Genomic DNA, 13,306 nt, shown 5'->3' on the forward strand with positions numbered 1-13,306 from the left:
GGTTCAAAGGAAGAAGAAGATGTCTGATCGACTGAAGGGAAAGCGTGCTGTCGTCACCGCCGCGGCGGCGGGCATCGGGCGTGCCTGCGCAATTGCATTCGCGCGTGAAGGCGCCACCGTGATCGCCACCGACATCAATGAAAGCGGCATCGCCACCCTGGGCAAGGAAGGCATCGCCGAGACGGCCCGGCTCGACGTTCGCAGCACCGCCGATGTCGACGCTTTCGCCAAGCGCGTTGGAAAGATCGACATCCTGCTCAATGCGGCGGGCTTCGTGCACCACGGAACCATCATGGAGTGTTCGGAAGAAGACTGGGATTTCTCGTTCGACCTCAACGTCAAATCCATGCACCGGACCATCAAGGCGTTTCTGCCGTCCATGATCGCGGGCGGCGGCGGCAGCATCGTCAACATCTCGTCCTGCGCGGCGCTGCGGCCGCCGGCCAACCGTTATGTCTATAGTGCGTCCAAGGCGGCGGTTTCGCTGCTCACGCGCGCGGTTGCGCTCGACTTCATCAATCAGGGCATCCGCTGCAACAGCATCTGCCCCGGCACCGTGGAGACACCTTCGATGCTCGATCGCGCGGCCGCCGCCGGCCCGGATGGACGCGAGAAGTTCGTTGCCCGCCAGAAGATGGGCCGCCTCGGTACCGCAGAGGAAATCGCGGCCATGGCGATCTATCTTGGGAGCGACGAAAGCGCATTCACCACCGGCGTCGACCTCGTCGTCGATGGCGGCTACATGCTCTAACGGCCACGCGATCAAGGGATTCCGGCATGAACAAGATCGATCTGAACGGCCGCTGCGCCGTCGTCACCGGCGGCGCGCAGGGTTTTGGCCGCGCGATCACCGAACGCTTCGTGGCGTCCGGCGCGAAAGTCGCGATCTGGGACAACGACCTGCCGTTCGCGGAAAAGACGGCCAAGGAAATCGGCGACAATGTCAGGGCATTCAAGGTCGACGTTTCGGATCTGGCCGCCGTCGAAAGCGCACGCGAGGCGACGCTGAAAGCGTTCGGCAAGATCGACATCCTCGTCAACAATGCCGGCATCACCGGTGCCAACAAGACCGTCTGGGAGATGGACCTCGGAGACTGGCGCAAGGTGATGGCCATCAACCTCGACGGTCCCTTCATCTGCTGCAAGGCCGTGGTGCCGGCGATGCTCGCCAACAAATACGGCCGTATCGTCAACATCGCCTCGATCGCCGGCAAGGAAGGTAATCCGAACGCCGCGCATTATTCGGCGTCCAAGGCCGGTGTAATCGCGTTGACAAAATCGCTCGGCAAGGAGCTGGCGGCGCACGATATTCTCGTCAACGCCGTGACGCCGGCGGCCGCGAAGACCGCGATCTTCGATCAGATGACGCAGCAGCACATCGATTTCATGCTGGCGAAAATCCCGAAAGCCCGCTTCTTGCTGGTGCAGGAGTTAGCGTCGATGGTGGCGTGGCTGGCGTCGGAAGACTGCGCGTTCTCGACCGGCGCCGTGTTCGATATTTCCGGCGGCCGGGCGACCTATTGAAATGGGCACGATCCGGGAAGGCGGATGCCTGTGCGGCGCGGTCCGGTTCAAGACCGACGGCGAGCCGGTCAATATCCGGATCTGCCACTGCCGCAATTGCCAGAAGTCGATGGGATCGCCATTCTTTGCCCGCGCGCTGTTCGACCAGCGCGCGCTGACGGTCGAGGGCGACACTGCGGGTTATTTATCCTCGGACGCACTCGACCGGATGTTCTGCAAGGCCTGCGGCACCCGTCTGTTTTCCCGGCGAACCAACGGCACGGTGGTCGGCGTCGCGCTTGCCGCCTTCGACGACCGCAACACCTTTGCGCCGACCGAGCACATCTGGGTCTCGGAAAAGGTCGATTGGGTACGACTCGACGACGGCCTACCGCAATACCAGGAGACGGTTCCCCAGTGACGCCGACGTGCTAGGCTGAGCCCAGCACAGCGCGTGAATCGGGGCAGATCGATTGAACATCTCATTGTACGCAGTATCGGTCTGGGTATTGCCGGTCCTGCTCGCCATCACCCTGCATGAGGCCGCCCACGCCTTTGCCGCCTATCGCCTCGGCGACAACACGGCCTGGCAACTCGGCCGGGTCAGCCTCAACCCCTTCAAGCATATCGACCCGTTCGGGACCGTCATTCTCCCCGGCTTGCTGCTGCTGTCGCATTCGCCGTTCCTGTTCGGCTACGCCAAGCCGGTGCCGGTGAATTTCCGCAATCTGAACCATCCCCGGCTCGACATGGTCTGGGTCGCGCTGGCGGGCCCGGCCACCAACATCGTCCTGGCCGTGCTGGTGGCCCTTGCCTTCCATATCATGCCCCTGGTGCCCGCGAATGCGGCGCAATGGACCGCGGACAACCTCAAAAATGCGTTCCTGATCAATATCGTGCTGGCGATCTTCAACATGCTGCCGATCCCGCCGCTGGACGGCGGCAGGGTCGCGGTGGGGCTGCTGCCACGGGTGCTGGCTTACCCGCTGTCGCGGCTGGAACCCTATGGCATGCTGATCCTGATCGGCCTCCTGATCCTGCTGCCGATCCTGGGCAGCCAGCTCGGCCTAAATCTTGATGTTATTTCGGCAATACTGCGGACACTGACCGGCTATGTGATCCGTGCGCTTCTCTTTATCACGGGCAACGCATAAACCTTAGATAGAGAACGCCGGATACGGAGGAGTTGGCTTGGAGCCATGGTGATCAAAGCTGCCGACATGTTGATCGCACGACGCGCCGACACCCGCGCGAGGGCGGATTTTGCCACCTGGAAAATGCTCGCCAAGCTCAACGGCGCTTCCGCCCTGCCCGCCGAGGCGCAAGGTTTTCTCGTCAGCTACAGGCAGCTGCTCGAAAAGATGACGGATGCGGATGCTTCCGAGGCGACCATCCAGCTGATGTACAAGAGCTATTATGCGGAGATGGGCGGCGCCGGAACCCCGCCGGAAATTCCCGCGCGATCCAGCGATCCCGCCGCCGACACCGGCAACGTCACCGCCTTTCGCCGGCCGCCTGCCAAGCCAAAGGCCGCTGCATCAGGACCGCAGGCAAAACCGCGGCTTCCGGTGGCGCTGATCTTTGCGTGCCTCGTTGTCGTCTATGTCGGCATCCGCTATTTCTGGCGATAGCCAACCCTCGCGCAAGAAAGCGACATGAGCAACGAAGCAGATCCGCTTGCGCAGTTCGGGCTCGACGCCGTCGATCTCAGATGGACGTTGCGGGACATTGCCGGAAGGCGATCGTTCAACAAGGATCATTTGGCGAAACTGATCGAGCTTGACCTCGTCGCAATGCGTGGAGACGCCCCGTACCTGACGCCAAATGGGCAGACTGCGGCATGGGGCAAAGAGAGCTGACCGTGGCGCGGCATACGGTTGCAGGCGTAACGCGTGATTGCCGGGATGACGGTGACCTTCGCGGCCGTACGATGCCTCCGAGCTACGGCCTTCTATTCCAGGGCGGGATGATTTTGAAACCGCGCTGATCGACGCGATACGTCTTCGCGACATTTTTGCGTTTCAGTGGCATGCAGCGCCGGCGCGTGCCCGGAATTCACCGCGACATGGAATATTCCCTGCACGCACGATCCATCGCAGCAGCTAGGCGGCGAACACGATGCCGGGCATAATGGCGCTGCGAGTTTAGCCAAACATTCAAAAATATCCTTACGATTCCTTGGAGGGGAAATGAAGCGATCCATTGCAGCTTTGGTGATGACCACGAGCCTGGTATTTGCAGGTGCAGCGTTTGCGCAAACGCTCGACAAGGTCGGCAAGGTCGGAAGCCTCGGAGATCAATCGGGCCTGTACGCCGACATCGGCGGCCCCGGCTCCAGCGTCGCCGCGCAGATGGCGATCGAGGATTCCGGTTTGCTGGCGAAGGGCTGGAAGATCGAACTGATCTCGGCGGATCACCAGAACAAGCCTGATGTCGGCGTCAACATCGGCAAGCAGTGGATCGACGTCGAGAAGGTCGACGTGTTCGTCGATCTCGCCAGCTCCGGCGTCGGCCTTGCGATCTCCAACCTTGCCAAGGACAAGAACGTCGTCAATTTGAACTCCGGTTCGGCGTCGTCGGATCTGACCGGCGCGCAATGCTCGCCGAACACGATTCACTGGGTCTACGACACCTGGATGCTGGCCAACGGCACCGGCAAGGCGCTGGTCAAGTCCGGCGGCGACAGCTGGTTCTTCCTGACGGCGGACTACGCCTTCGGTCACGCGCTCGAACGCGATACGGCTGCGGTCGTCACCGCCAATGGCGGCAAGGTGCTCGGCGGCGTCAAGCATCCGCTCAACAATGCCGACTTCTCCTCTTTCCTGCTGCAGGCGCAGAGCTCGAAGGCGAAGATCATCGGCCTTGCCAATGCCGGCGGCGACACCACCAACTCGATCAAACAGGCGGCCGAGTTCGGCATCGTCTCCGGCGGGCAGAAGCTCGCGGGCATGCTGATGTTCATCACCGACGTTCATGCGCTCGGGCTGAAGGTCGCGCAGGGCCTGAACTTCACCGAGACGTTCTATTGGGACGCCAACGACAAGACCCGCGCCTTCACCAAGCGCTTCAACGAAAAGCACAAGAAAGGCCCGCCTACCATGGTGCAGGCCGGCGTCTATTCCTCGCTGATCCATTACTTCAAGGCGCTCGAAGCGCTCGGCGGCAACCCGCATGACGGCCGCGCGGTGGTCGCCAAGATGAAGGAAATGCCGACTGACGACGACCTGTTCGGCAAGGGTACGGTTCGTGCCGATGGCCGCAAGATCCATCCGGCCTATCTGTTCGAGGTGAAGAAGCCGGCGGATTCGAAATATCCGTGGGACTATTACAACCTCGTCGCCACCATCCCGGCCGAGGAAGCCTTCATTCCGCTCGACAAGAGCGTCTGCCCGTTGCTGAAGAAGACCTGAGCCGGCGGATCGTCCCAAGTGCAAAATGCCGGCGAGCGATCGCCGGCATTTTTGTTTGGGGCGATCGGCGCGAAACAAGTCCGTCGCGAGATGCTCTGATTCAATTTTCAAACAGCTAACCAATCCGTCGTCCCGGCCTTGAGCTCAGATGCGCAATTGCGCATCTGTGGTCAAGCCCGGGACGACAGCGGTGATTGTAGACGCGCAATCATTCAAAACGTGGCTTCGCCTTCTCGCGACGCAATTGCGCCCGAGCTTTGCCAGAAACTTCCCGCCCTCCAATAAGAGGGCGCAGGGAAGACCGGGTGCGCGCTGCACCCGCGGTCCCGTGTGCGGTTTGCACTAAAAAAGCTGCACACGAGCATACAGGGCAGCGGAGAACACCCGGCCTCCCTGCGCAATGGCTTTACGGCTTATGCCGTGATCTCCCCGGAGACGAGTTCTTGGTTGACTCCGTCGCTGCCGGTTCAGCTCACGCTTCTCCGGCAACTTGACGCCTGCAACGGGCGCCAGGACCACACGGTTTTGCCGTACGCTCATCCACGCCGTCGTCGAGGCGTAAACCAGCGCCCACCGCAACCCGCCCAACGTCCGTGACGACGGCCGACGCCCTTCTGACCAGGACGGGATGGCGATAGATGCGCACTGATTTGGGTCGGCCGACAACAGAAATATTTTTGATTTACAGAAATTTTCTGCTTGACACGATTTCCGCAAATCAGAACTGATTTGCCCGTCGGGTCGTTTTGTCGCGGCCAGCCGTCAACATGAACGGAAGGGAATGGGCTCGCTCGCATCAAAAACCCACAAACAAATCAGATTAAAAACACACAAGGAAATCAGACTGCACCCGCCAACCAAAATACCGCGGGAACAATCCGGTCCTGTCGGCATTATCGTCAACGCTTCGAATTCCGGGAGACTTCCATGAAAACGGCAAAGATCATGCTGGCTGGACTGGCCGCCCTCACCTTCGTTTCGGCGGCCTCAGCCCAGCAAGCGATGACGGGAACGGTCACGCGAATTGACCGGACCGACGGGACGATCGCAATCCAGCTGCACCGGACTCCAACGCAGAGCGGTACCGTCGGCGCCAGCACCAGCGGCGCCAAAACAGACGGTCCTGCCGAAGAGCTCAAGACCAAGATCCAGGGCAATCTGTTGAACATCCTGCACGCCGGTGACCGGGTCAAGTTTACGCTCACCGACGCGGGTGGCAGCAAAACCATTACCAACGTCGAACGACCGTAACTGACAGGGCACGCACAGCCAGATCGAAACGCAAAAAGGGCCGCGGCAAAACCGCGGCCCTTTCTCCTGGAAGGGTCTGTCGTTACTCGGTGCAGACCTTGGTCGTCTTCATGCCGGTTTCGGCCTCCGTCTTGGTCTTGAAGATGCCGTTGTCGACGATGGTGGTGGTCGTGCTGGTCGGCTTGGTTTCGACCACCGTGCACTTCTTCGTGGTGCTGTCGCGAACCACGTAATATTCGGCAGCCATCGCGGTCCCGGCTACGCTCGTTGCGGCAAACGCCAGCGCGCCGATCATCAGAAATTTCTTCAAGGTATGCTCCTCCGAGTTCTTAGTGATGCCATCAGCAACCCGCGGAGAAACCGGATGTTCCACTTTTTCCCGAATGGTTTTCAGCTCCCGGATTCCATTACGGTCTATGCGCGGCGGGCAACTCGGAAACAGGTCGGGAATAGTCGGCAGTACCGCCCAGTAAAGACCTCAGTCTTTCCGGGGCCCCGGAACAAACATAAGACCGGGAACTTATCGACGTGATCGCAATCATGCGATGGAGGACGACTGCATGAGACGCATTGCATTGATTGGCTGCGCGCTGCTGCTGGCAATGACCGCATCCGCTTCCGCCAGGCTGGGAATTGCGCCGCTCACCGTGTCGGATGACGGGGTGACCCAGGTCAAGCACGGACGTGGGCACGGTCGCGGACATCGCGGGGGCCGGGGTCACCACCGTGGTTGGGGCCGAGGTCACCACCGTGGTTGGGGCCGAGGTCGCGGACACCATTACGGCTGGCGTCATCACCGTCGCTTCTACTGAAACTCTGATTCGTCTTGTGCTGCTTTCATCGATCCATTGCCCCGACGAAAGCAGGCAGGCAACGGCGGTATGGACGGTCGCGCCCAACAGGCGCGGCCAGTTCAGTTTTCTGACACTGGTCAGCCCAGTTCCATCTCGACGGCGATCCGGATCAGGTCGGAATGGTTCTTGGCGCCGAGTTTCTGCTTCAGCAGCGAAGTGGTGTTGGCCACGGTCTTGTAGGAAATATCGAGCGCGTCGGCGACTTCGACGATTTTGTCGCCGCGGCCCAGCAGGCGCAGGATTTCCAGTTCGCGCGCGGTCATTTGCGAGGCCGGATTGGCTTTGATGGAGGCGCCCGAGAACGTCACCGCCTCCGCCAGTTGCGGCGAGATGAAATTCTCTCCCGAAGCCACCTTGCGGACGGCCTTTACCAGCGTCCGTGGATCGTCGCCCTTGGCGACGTAACCCTGTGCGCCCATTTCCACCGCGCGAACCACGAAGGCAGGGTCGTCATTCATGCTGAACATGATGATTTTCGCGTCCGGATCCTCCTTGCGGATCCGTCGCATCAGCTCAAATCCCGAGACGTCGGGAAGTTTGATATCGATGATTGTGACATCCGGCCGTCGCGTCATAAAGGCCTTGTGACCGGATTTGGCGTCCGCAGCCTCGTCAATTTTCACCGTCGCGTCCGAAGCGAACAGCGAACGGCATCCGGAGACGACCACTGGATGGTCGTCGACGATCAGGATCCTGGTTGCCGATTTGGCGATGTTCTGCATCCTTGCCGCCCCTTTTGGGATAAATAGGCATTTCGCGATAATTGAAAAGTGAAACCTGCGCTACGGGAGTTAGAATAGTCCGAATGTGGCAGAATCTTTCCCTTCGCATGCGGCTGATTCTTCCGCTCGGCACCATGTTCGTGGCCGCGCTGCTGCTCGGGGCCGTCTCGCTGCAGCTTTTCGCGCGGACCCAACTTAAGGATGAAAGCGAGCCGGCATCGCGATCGGCCAAGGTGGTTGCCGAGGCGCTCAACAGCGCGCTGCTGACGTCCGCCAACCCGCAGCAAACGCTCGACGCATTTGTGCAGGCGATGGGCTCATCCGAAGCCATCCGCTTCCGCCGTACCGGCACAGAGACGACCACGCCTTCGCCGGCGGAGACACACACTTCCCTTGGACGCGTGCCGCACTGGTTCGTCCATCTTCTCGGCCTGCCGGAGATTGGCGCCTCGTTTCCGGTGAGGATCGATGGAACGCAGGTCGGCGACATCCTGTCTTCACCCGATCTTTCAGCCGACATCTACGAGAAATGGGTCGGCTTTCTCGCCCTCGTTTCATCCGTCATCGCCCTGATGCTCGTGACCGGCATTATCGCCTATTTGACCGCAGGCACCGTGGTCGACGCACTGCGGAATCTGGGCGAAGGCCTGACCCGGATGCGGACGGGGGACTACCAGCACCTGATCGCGGCGAAGGGTCCGCCGGAGATACGCAAGAGTTCCGAATTGGCCAATGAACTCGCACGCACGCTGAACCAACTGAGCCAGGACAATCGCAGCCTGCTGCGCAAGGTCGTGTCGCTGCAGGACGATGAGCGCCGCGACATCGCGCGCGACCTTCATGACGAACTCGGGCCATTGTTGTTCGGGATCCGGGCCAACGCGGTGGCGCTACAGGATGGCGCGGCACAGCGCAGGAAACTCGGCGCTTCGGTCGAGGCGATGCTTAAATCGGTCGAGGCCCTGCAACTGGCGAACCGCCGTATCCTCGACCGGTTGCGGCCGCTTCATATCCAGGAGCTCGGGCTCGAGAAGAGTGTCCAGACCCTGCTGCAGTATGCGCGATCGCAGGCGCCCGGCCTCAAGCTGAATGTGCGGATCGATCCCCGTCTGAACGACGTCGATGGGCTGCTTTCCCAAACCATCTACCGGGTTATCCAGGAGGGCGTGACCAATGTCCTCAGGCACGCCAATGCCAGCGCGACAAGCGTCGAGGCGACGATCGAAGGAAACCAGGTATTGGTGGAAATTTCCGACGATGGTGTTGGATTTACACCGGACCAGCCCTTTGGCCGCGGATTGACGGGAATGCACGAGCGCGTCCGGGCCCTGAGCGGGACATTCGAATTCAAGCGGCAGAACAGTCGGACCTACGTCCGGTGCCGTTTGCCGGCTGGCGTGTGAGGCGCACCGCTGGGCCAGGGATGCAGCGGAGGATGCAGCGGAGGATGCAGCGCGAAAGAACATCAGGTTGAAAGCTGAAGTAGCGACCGCGTCGTCACCATGCGCGATCCCGCGCGCCAGCGCCATCCCGCGCCGTTGCCGGCGCGAGCGGAGCGCAGCGGGTTTGCAGAATCTTCCCGGAAGCGTCAAACGTGAAGACAATGCGAACGGGCTTGCCTTCGGAGTTCAGGTAATCGAGCATGACCCCGTCAGCAGCAGGCGTAATTTCTTCCAGTCCAAAGGCATTGGGCGAGAACGCCTGGAGCCGGGGCCGCCAATACGATTCCAGCGCAGCCCGGCCCGCATAAATGTTTGCGCCGTCGCAGTCACATTCGAGGCTTGCCTCGGACGCGTACAGGTCGAGCAGCGGGCCAAGCTCCTGTCGCCGGCAGGCATCGAGCCAATCGACGACAACAGCCACCTGATCGATATCGTTCGCGATATCCTTGGCGGTATCCTTGGCAGTATCCTTGGCAATATCTTTGGGCAGGTTCGACATGTCCATTGGCTGCACTGACCGGTTAGCCGCAATTCAGTTTGGAACCAAAAACAAATTGGGTCCACGGAAGTTCCAGGCACGAGGGTGGTCAATCGTGCGTCACCCCGACACTCGGCGCGCTGCGTTTTCCGCGCGGGGCCGCGGCAGATGCCCGATCAGCTGATTCAGACAACCGTGCTTTTGAGCCAGCAATCTCTGGTAGCGACGATCCGTGCAAACGGTGAGGCCGCGGATGCAAGCTTGGCAGCGCGTTTGCACCGCCACTATCCTTGCAGCTCCGTCGCCTGCATACGTCCCGCGTCCGCATACGCTACAATGCCGATTGACTAGCCTCCGACGCCGCGCCCATAATCCCGATGCAAGGGGCTTTATGCACGCAGCGACCACAAGAGTCGTGACCAATCAGTGCAAAGGCGGGGGTAACAGGCTTGTCGGCATCGCGGCGTCCAATGTTCGGCGAGCAACAGCGGTTCATGCTGTTTCTCATTGCGCCGGCGGCACTTCTGATGCTGCTGTTTCAGGTGCTGCCGATCGTGATCGGCGCCAATGCCAGCTTTCGCGACTGGGCGCTCTATAACCCGAAGAAGATCTGGGTCGGCTTCAGCCACTATTACGCGGTGCTGTCGGATCCGGCGTTTCTCTACACGGTGCTGCCCAACACCTTCCTGTTCATGATCCTCAGCGTGGCCGGGGCGCTGGTGGCGGGACTGGCGCTGGCGCTGCTGCTCAACCGCCCGTTTCGCGGGCAAAAGCTGGTGCAGACCATCCTGCTGGTGCCGCTGATGGTGGCGCCGGTCGTGGCCGCGATCATGATCCGCTGGATGTTCAACGACCAGTTCGGCATCGTCAACACGGTGCTGGAGGCGATCGGGCTGGAAGGCCAGCCCTGGCTGGTGCAGCGCTGGAGCGCCTTCGGCATCATCCTGCTCACCGACATCTGGCTGTGGACGCCGTGGTTCACGCTGCTGCTGCTTGCCGGATTGCAGAGCCTGCCGAAAGAGCCGTTCGAGGCCGCCGCGATCGACGGCACCACGACCTGGCGCGTGTTCAGGTTCCTGACGCTGCCGATGCTGCGCCCTGTCATCGTGGTGTGCGTGGTGATCCGCGCCATTGATGCCTTCCGAACCTTCGACATCGTGTGGACGCTGACCGGTGGCGGACCGGGCCGCTCGACCGAGCTGTTCAGCCTCTATGCCTATGTGCACGCGTTCCTGAACCTCGATCTCGGCCGCGGCTCGGCGGCGGCGATCATTGGCGGGCTCATCATCCTCGTGATCGGCGTGGTGCTCTACCGCCTCGTCGACCGCATCGCAAAGGCATAGTCAGATGCCGATCGTAAGCCGCCCCGATTTCCTGCCGGGATTGCCGAAATGGAGCCGCAAGACGCTGTTCGCGCTGGCGCTGTTCGGCATCTGCTTTGCGTTCGCGTTTCCGGTGCTGTGGCTGATCCTGACCTCGCTGCGGCCGGAATCCGGCGTCTATTACGTCCATCGCGGCACCGAATTCACGCTGGCCAGCTTCGCCGAGGTGCTGACCGACGACCGCATCGTGTCGGCCTTCCTCAACAGTGCGCTGATCTCGACACTGGCGACGATCTTCTCGCTGCTGGTCACCGTCTCCAGCGGCTACATGCTGTCGCGCTTCACCGGGCCGGCCTCGCGGATCTGGTTCGGGACCATCTACGTGTTCCGCTGCATCCCCTATATTTCCTGGGTGCTGCCGCTGTATTTCGTGACCCAGAGCTGGGGCCTCTACGACACCTATACCGGCCTGCTGCTGCCGCATGTCGCGGTGCATATCTGCTTTTTCTCATGGCTGATGAAGGGGTTTTTCGACGGCATCGATCCCAGCATGGAATACGCGGCGATGATCGACGGCTGCACGCGCTGGGGCGCCTTCATCCGCGTCGCCATACCGTCGGCGCTGCCGGCGATCTCGGCGCTCGCCGTGCTGTGCTGGCTGTTCACCTGGAACGAATTCCTGTTCGCGCTTATCCTGACCGGCAACCGCGTGCCGATGATCACGGTTGTCATGGCGCAGTTCGTCACCGAGATGGGGCTGCGCTGGAATTTGATGGCGGCGACCGCCGTGATGGCGCTGGTGCCGGCGTTCCTGGTGGCGCTGTTCGGGCAGAAATATGTGATCCGGGGACTACGTATCTAGCAACGACGGAGACGCTGAGTACGACGAGGGAAGAACACTAAAAACGACGGAGGGAAGCGATGAAGCAACTGACCAAACTGGCTGTCGCAACGACGGTGGCCCTGTGGGCCGCCGCGGGAAGCGCGAGCGCCCAGGTGACCGAACTGCGGATCGGCTACCAGCCGAGCCCGATCCAGGACAATTCAATTGCGATGTTCGAGGCCTGGGGCGCCAAGAACGGCGTCAAGATCGTCAAGGTGCCTAATTCCTACGGCGTCTATGTCGAGAAGATGACGGCGTCGCTGACGTCGAACTCCGATCAGTACGACGTGATCTGGCACAATGACGATTGGGGCCAGACCTGGGCGCATCTGCTCGAGCCGATGGATGACGTCGAAGCCAACAAATTTGCCTCCAAGTGGAGCATGTCACCGATCGTGTTCGGCAACGACAAGGGCCAGAACACCGTCGTGCCGATGGGCCAGACCTTCAGCGTGTTCTTCTACCGATCCGACCTCGTCAAACCCGAGGAAGTGCCGAAGACGCTGGATGAACTCGTCACCGTGAGCAAGAAGCTGCAGGCTGACGGCAAGGTGAAGTTCGGCTATGTCGCCGGCGCGTCGATGAACAACTCCTGGTTCACCTGGTTCTGGTCGATGTGGGGCAACAATTGCGACGTGCTGCTGCCGCCCTATGAGCGCGACAACAAGAAGCTCGCCGCGAACGGCTGGAAATCGGGCATGACCGAGCCCTGCATGCAGAAGAACGTCGAATATTGGTGGGATGCGATCAACACCCACAAGATCGTGCCGCGCGGCATGCCGGCCTATGACCGCAACGAAGCCAACGCCGTGTTCATGGCCGGCGACGCCGCGTTCACGGTGGCGGATTCGCTGTGGTGGGGCACGTTCAACGATCCCGCCAAGTCGAAGATATCAGGCAAGGTGGCTGCGACGCGTTTCCCGCTCGGTCCCGACCGCGCCAAGCCGTTCGCCTGGGACGACATCTGGGGCTGGGCGATCCCGAAGTCAATCTCGCCGGAGCGTAAGAAGAAGGCCAAGGAAATGCTCAACGCGATGATGCTGGACAAGGAAGGCCAGAAGAAGCTGTTCAAGGCGACCGGCGCGCCGCCGCCCAACACCGAGTTCTGGGCAGAAATCGCGGCGGAAGACGCCTTCATGAAGCTCTTGAAGGAATCGGTGCTGGATTCGCCGGACAAGGTGCGCGGCGCCTATTACTTCCCGCAATGGCCCGCCGTGCACAAGGCGTTCAACGACACCGTCACCAAGGCCGTCACCGGCAAGCGCGAGGATATCGCAAAGGTGCTGGCCGATGGCGCGCCGCTGGTCAGCAAGGCGGCGCAATAAGTCGAAAGCAATATCCCGCCGCGGGAAATCGCGGCGGGATTATTTTGGGTCAACAGGTCTTTTCCTTGACGCGTTTTCTTCACGCGAACCGGTATCCACTTCGCTCGAAAACGCTC

The 13,306-nt window shown here is 61.1% G+C and carries 15 protein-coding genes; 12 read left to right on the forward strand and 3 right to left on the reverse strand.

Annotation, left to right across the window (positions count from 1 at the left end; all coding sequences use genetic code 11):
- Nucleotides 1–19 precede the first annotated feature (19 nt).
- From JQ609_RS07190 to JQ609_RS07225, 8 genes are all read left to right on the forward strand, one after another.
- Complete coding sequence (locus tag JQ609_RS07190) at nucleotides 20–751, forward strand: SDR family oxidoreductase (RefSeq protein WP_212272705.1); 732 nt, start codon at nucleotides 20–22, stop codon at nucleotides 749–751.
- A 26-nt stretch (nucleotides 752–777) separates the two neighbouring features.
- The gene (locus tag JQ609_RS07195) at nucleotides 778–1,524 is read left to right on the forward strand and encodes an SDR family NAD(P)-dependent oxidoreductase (RefSeq protein ID WP_212207832.1); all 747 of its coding nucleotides are present in this window, start codon (nucleotides 778–780) and stop codon (nucleotides 1,522–1,524) included.
- Nucleotide 1,525: 1 nt separating this feature from the next.
- Nucleotides 1,526–1,924, forward strand: coding sequence for a GFA family protein (locus JQ609_RS07200; RefSeq protein WP_212207831.1), 399 nt, complete (start codon nucleotides 1,526–1,528; stop codon nucleotides 1,922–1,924).
- A 52-nt stretch (nucleotides 1,925–1,976) separates the two neighbouring features.
- Nucleotides 1,977–2,657, forward strand: coding sequence for a site-2 protease family protein (locus tag JQ609_RS07205; RefSeq protein ID WP_212270316.1), 681 nt, complete (start codon nucleotides 1,977–1,979; stop codon nucleotides 2,655–2,657).
- A gap of 45 nt (nucleotides 2,658–2,702) precedes the next feature.
- Nucleotides 2,703–3,134 (forward strand): hypothetical protein, encoded by a 432-nt coding sequence (locus tag JQ609_RS07210; protein WP_249119178.1) that lies wholly within the window; start codon nucleotides 2,703–2,705, stop codon nucleotides 3,132–3,134.
- 24 nt (nucleotides 3,135–3,158) lie between these two features.
- The gene (locus tag JQ609_RS07215; protein WP_212207830.1) at nucleotides 3,159–3,362 is read left to right on the forward strand and encodes a hypothetical protein; all 204 of its coding nucleotides are present in this window, start codon (nucleotides 3,159–3,161) and stop codon (nucleotides 3,360–3,362) included.
- Between the two features lie 330 nt (nucleotides 3,363–3,692).
- The gene (locus JQ609_RS07220; RefSeq protein WP_212272706.1) at nucleotides 3,693–4,913 is read left to right on the forward strand and encodes an ABC transporter substrate-binding protein; all 1,221 of its coding nucleotides are present in this window, start codon (nucleotides 3,693–3,695) and stop codon (nucleotides 4,911–4,913) included.
- A 927-nt stretch (nucleotides 4,914–5,840) separates the two neighbouring features.
- Nucleotides 5,841–6,164, forward strand: coding sequence for a hypothetical protein (locus tag JQ609_RS07225; RefSeq protein ID WP_212211219.1), 324 nt, complete (start codon nucleotides 5,841–5,843; stop codon nucleotides 6,162–6,164).
- Nucleotides 6,165–6,246: 82 nt separating this feature from the next.
- Here JQ609_RS07225 and JQ609_RS07230 read toward each other — a convergent pair whose 3' ends face one another.
- Nucleotides 6,247–6,474, reverse strand: a complete 228-nt coding sequence (locus tag JQ609_RS07230) for a hypothetical protein (protein WP_212036680.1) — start codon at nucleotides 6,472–6,474, stop codon at nucleotides 6,247–6,249.
- A gap of 621 nt (nucleotides 6,475–7,095) precedes the next feature.
- Nucleotides 7,096–7,740 (reverse strand): response regulator transcription factor, encoded by a 645-nt coding sequence (locus JQ609_RS07235; RefSeq protein ID WP_212036681.1) that lies wholly within the window; start codon nucleotides 7,738–7,740, stop codon nucleotides 7,096–7,098.
- A 134-nt stretch (nucleotides 7,741–7,874) separates the two neighbouring features.
- On the opposite strand from JQ609_RS07235, the gene JQ609_RS07240 reads away from it, so the two are divergent.
- Nucleotides 7,875–9,143 carry an ATP-binding protein gene (locus tag JQ609_RS07240; protein ID WP_312014812.1) on the forward strand — a complete coding sequence of 423 codons (1,269 nt, stop codon included), beginning with the start codon at nucleotides 7,875–7,877 and terminating at the stop codon, nucleotides 9,141–9,143.
- A gap of 94 nt (nucleotides 9,144–9,237) precedes the next feature.
- Here the strand turns inward: JQ609_RS07240 and JQ609_RS07245 are convergent, their stop codons facing one another.
- Complete coding sequence (locus tag JQ609_RS07245) at nucleotides 9,238–9,681, reverse strand: nuclear transport factor 2 family protein (protein WP_249127717.1); 444 nt, start codon at nucleotides 9,679–9,681, stop codon at nucleotides 9,238–9,240.
- A gap of 473 nt (nucleotides 9,682–10,154) precedes the next feature.
- On the opposite strand from JQ609_RS07245, the gene JQ609_RS07250 reads away from it, so the two are divergent.
- Genes JQ609_RS07250 through JQ609_RS07260 form a run of 3 tightly spaced genes read left to right on the forward strand, consistent with a single transcriptional unit; the run spans nucleotide 10,155 to nucleotide 13,190 of the window.
- A complete protein-coding gene (locus JQ609_RS07250) occupies nucleotides 10,155–11,003 on the forward strand; it encodes a carbohydrate ABC transporter permease (RefSeq protein ID WP_249119074.1) in 849 nt (282 codons plus the stop codon).
- 4 nt (nucleotides 11,004–11,007) lie between these two features.
- Nucleotides 11,008–11,844 (forward strand): carbohydrate ABC transporter permease, encoded by an 837-nt coding sequence (locus JQ609_RS07255; protein ID WP_211997879.1) that lies wholly within the window; start codon nucleotides 11,008–11,010, stop codon nucleotides 11,842–11,844.
- A gap of 59 nt (nucleotides 11,845–11,903) precedes the next feature.
- The gene (locus tag JQ609_RS07260) at nucleotides 11,904–13,190 is read left to right on the forward strand and encodes an ABC transporter substrate-binding protein (RefSeq protein WP_212211227.1); all 1,287 of its coding nucleotides are present in this window, start codon (nucleotides 11,904–11,906) and stop codon (nucleotides 13,188–13,190) included.
- Nucleotides 13,191–13,306 lie beyond the last annotated feature (116 nt).

The sequence above is a fragment of the Bradyrhizobium sp. AUGA SZCCT0169 genome, assembly GCF_018130085.1.
Lineage (GTDB): Bacteria > Pseudomonadota > Alphaproteobacteria > Rhizobiales > Xanthobacteraceae > Bradyrhizobium.

Bases quoted from the DNA above. Each gene is read 5' to 3' on its own strand.
- JQ609_RS07190 (WP_212272705.1), top strand. From the start codon at position 20: ATGTCTGATCGACTGAAGGGAAAGCGTGCTGTCGTCACCGCCGCGGCG.
- JQ609_RS07195 (WP_212207832.1), top strand. From the start codon at position 778: ATGAACAAGATCGATCTGAACGGCCGCTGCGCCGTCGTCACCGGCGGC.
- JQ609_RS07200 (WP_212207831.1), top strand. From the start codon at position 1,526: ATGGGCACGATCCGGGAAGGCGGATGCCTGTGCGGCGCGGTCCGGTTC.
- JQ609_RS07210 (WP_249119178.1), top strand. From the start codon at position 2,703: ATGGTGATCAAAGCTGCCGACATGTTGATCGCACGACGCGCCGACACC.
- JQ609_RS07215 (WP_212207830.1), top strand. From the start codon at position 3,159: ATGAGCAACGAAGCAGATCCGCTTGCGCAGTTCGGGCTCGACGCCGTC.
- JQ609_RS07220 (WP_212272706.1), top strand. From the start codon at position 3,693: ATGAAGCGATCCATTGCAGCTTTGGTGATGACCACGAGCCTGGTATTT.
- JQ609_RS07225 (WP_212211219.1), top strand. From the start codon at position 5,841: ATGAAAACGGCAAAGATCATGCTGGCTGGACTGGCCGCCCTCACCTTC.
- JQ609_RS07235 (WP_212036681.1), bottom strand. From the start codon at position 7,740: ATGCAGAACATCGCCAAATCGGCAACCAGGATCCTGATCGTCGACGAC.
- JQ609_RS07240 (WP_312014812.1), top strand. From the start codon at position 7,875: ATGTTCGTGGCCGCGCTGCTGCTCGGGGCCGTCTCGCTGCAGCTTTTC.
- JQ609_RS07245 (WP_249127717.1), bottom strand. From the start codon at position 9,681: ATGTCGAACCTGCCCAAAGATATTGCCAAGGATACTGCCAAGGATACC.
- JQ609_RS07250 (WP_249119074.1), top strand. From the start codon at position 10,155: ATGCTGTTTCTCATTGCGCCGGCGGCACTTCTGATGCTGCTGTTTCAG.
- JQ609_RS07255 (WP_211997879.1), top strand. From the start codon at position 11,008: ATGCCGATCGTAAGCCGCCCCGATTTCCTGCCGGGATTGCCGAAATGG.
- JQ609_RS07260 (WP_212211227.1), top strand. From the start codon at position 11,904: ATGAAGCAACTGACCAAACTGGCTGTCGCAACGACGGTGGCCCTGTGG.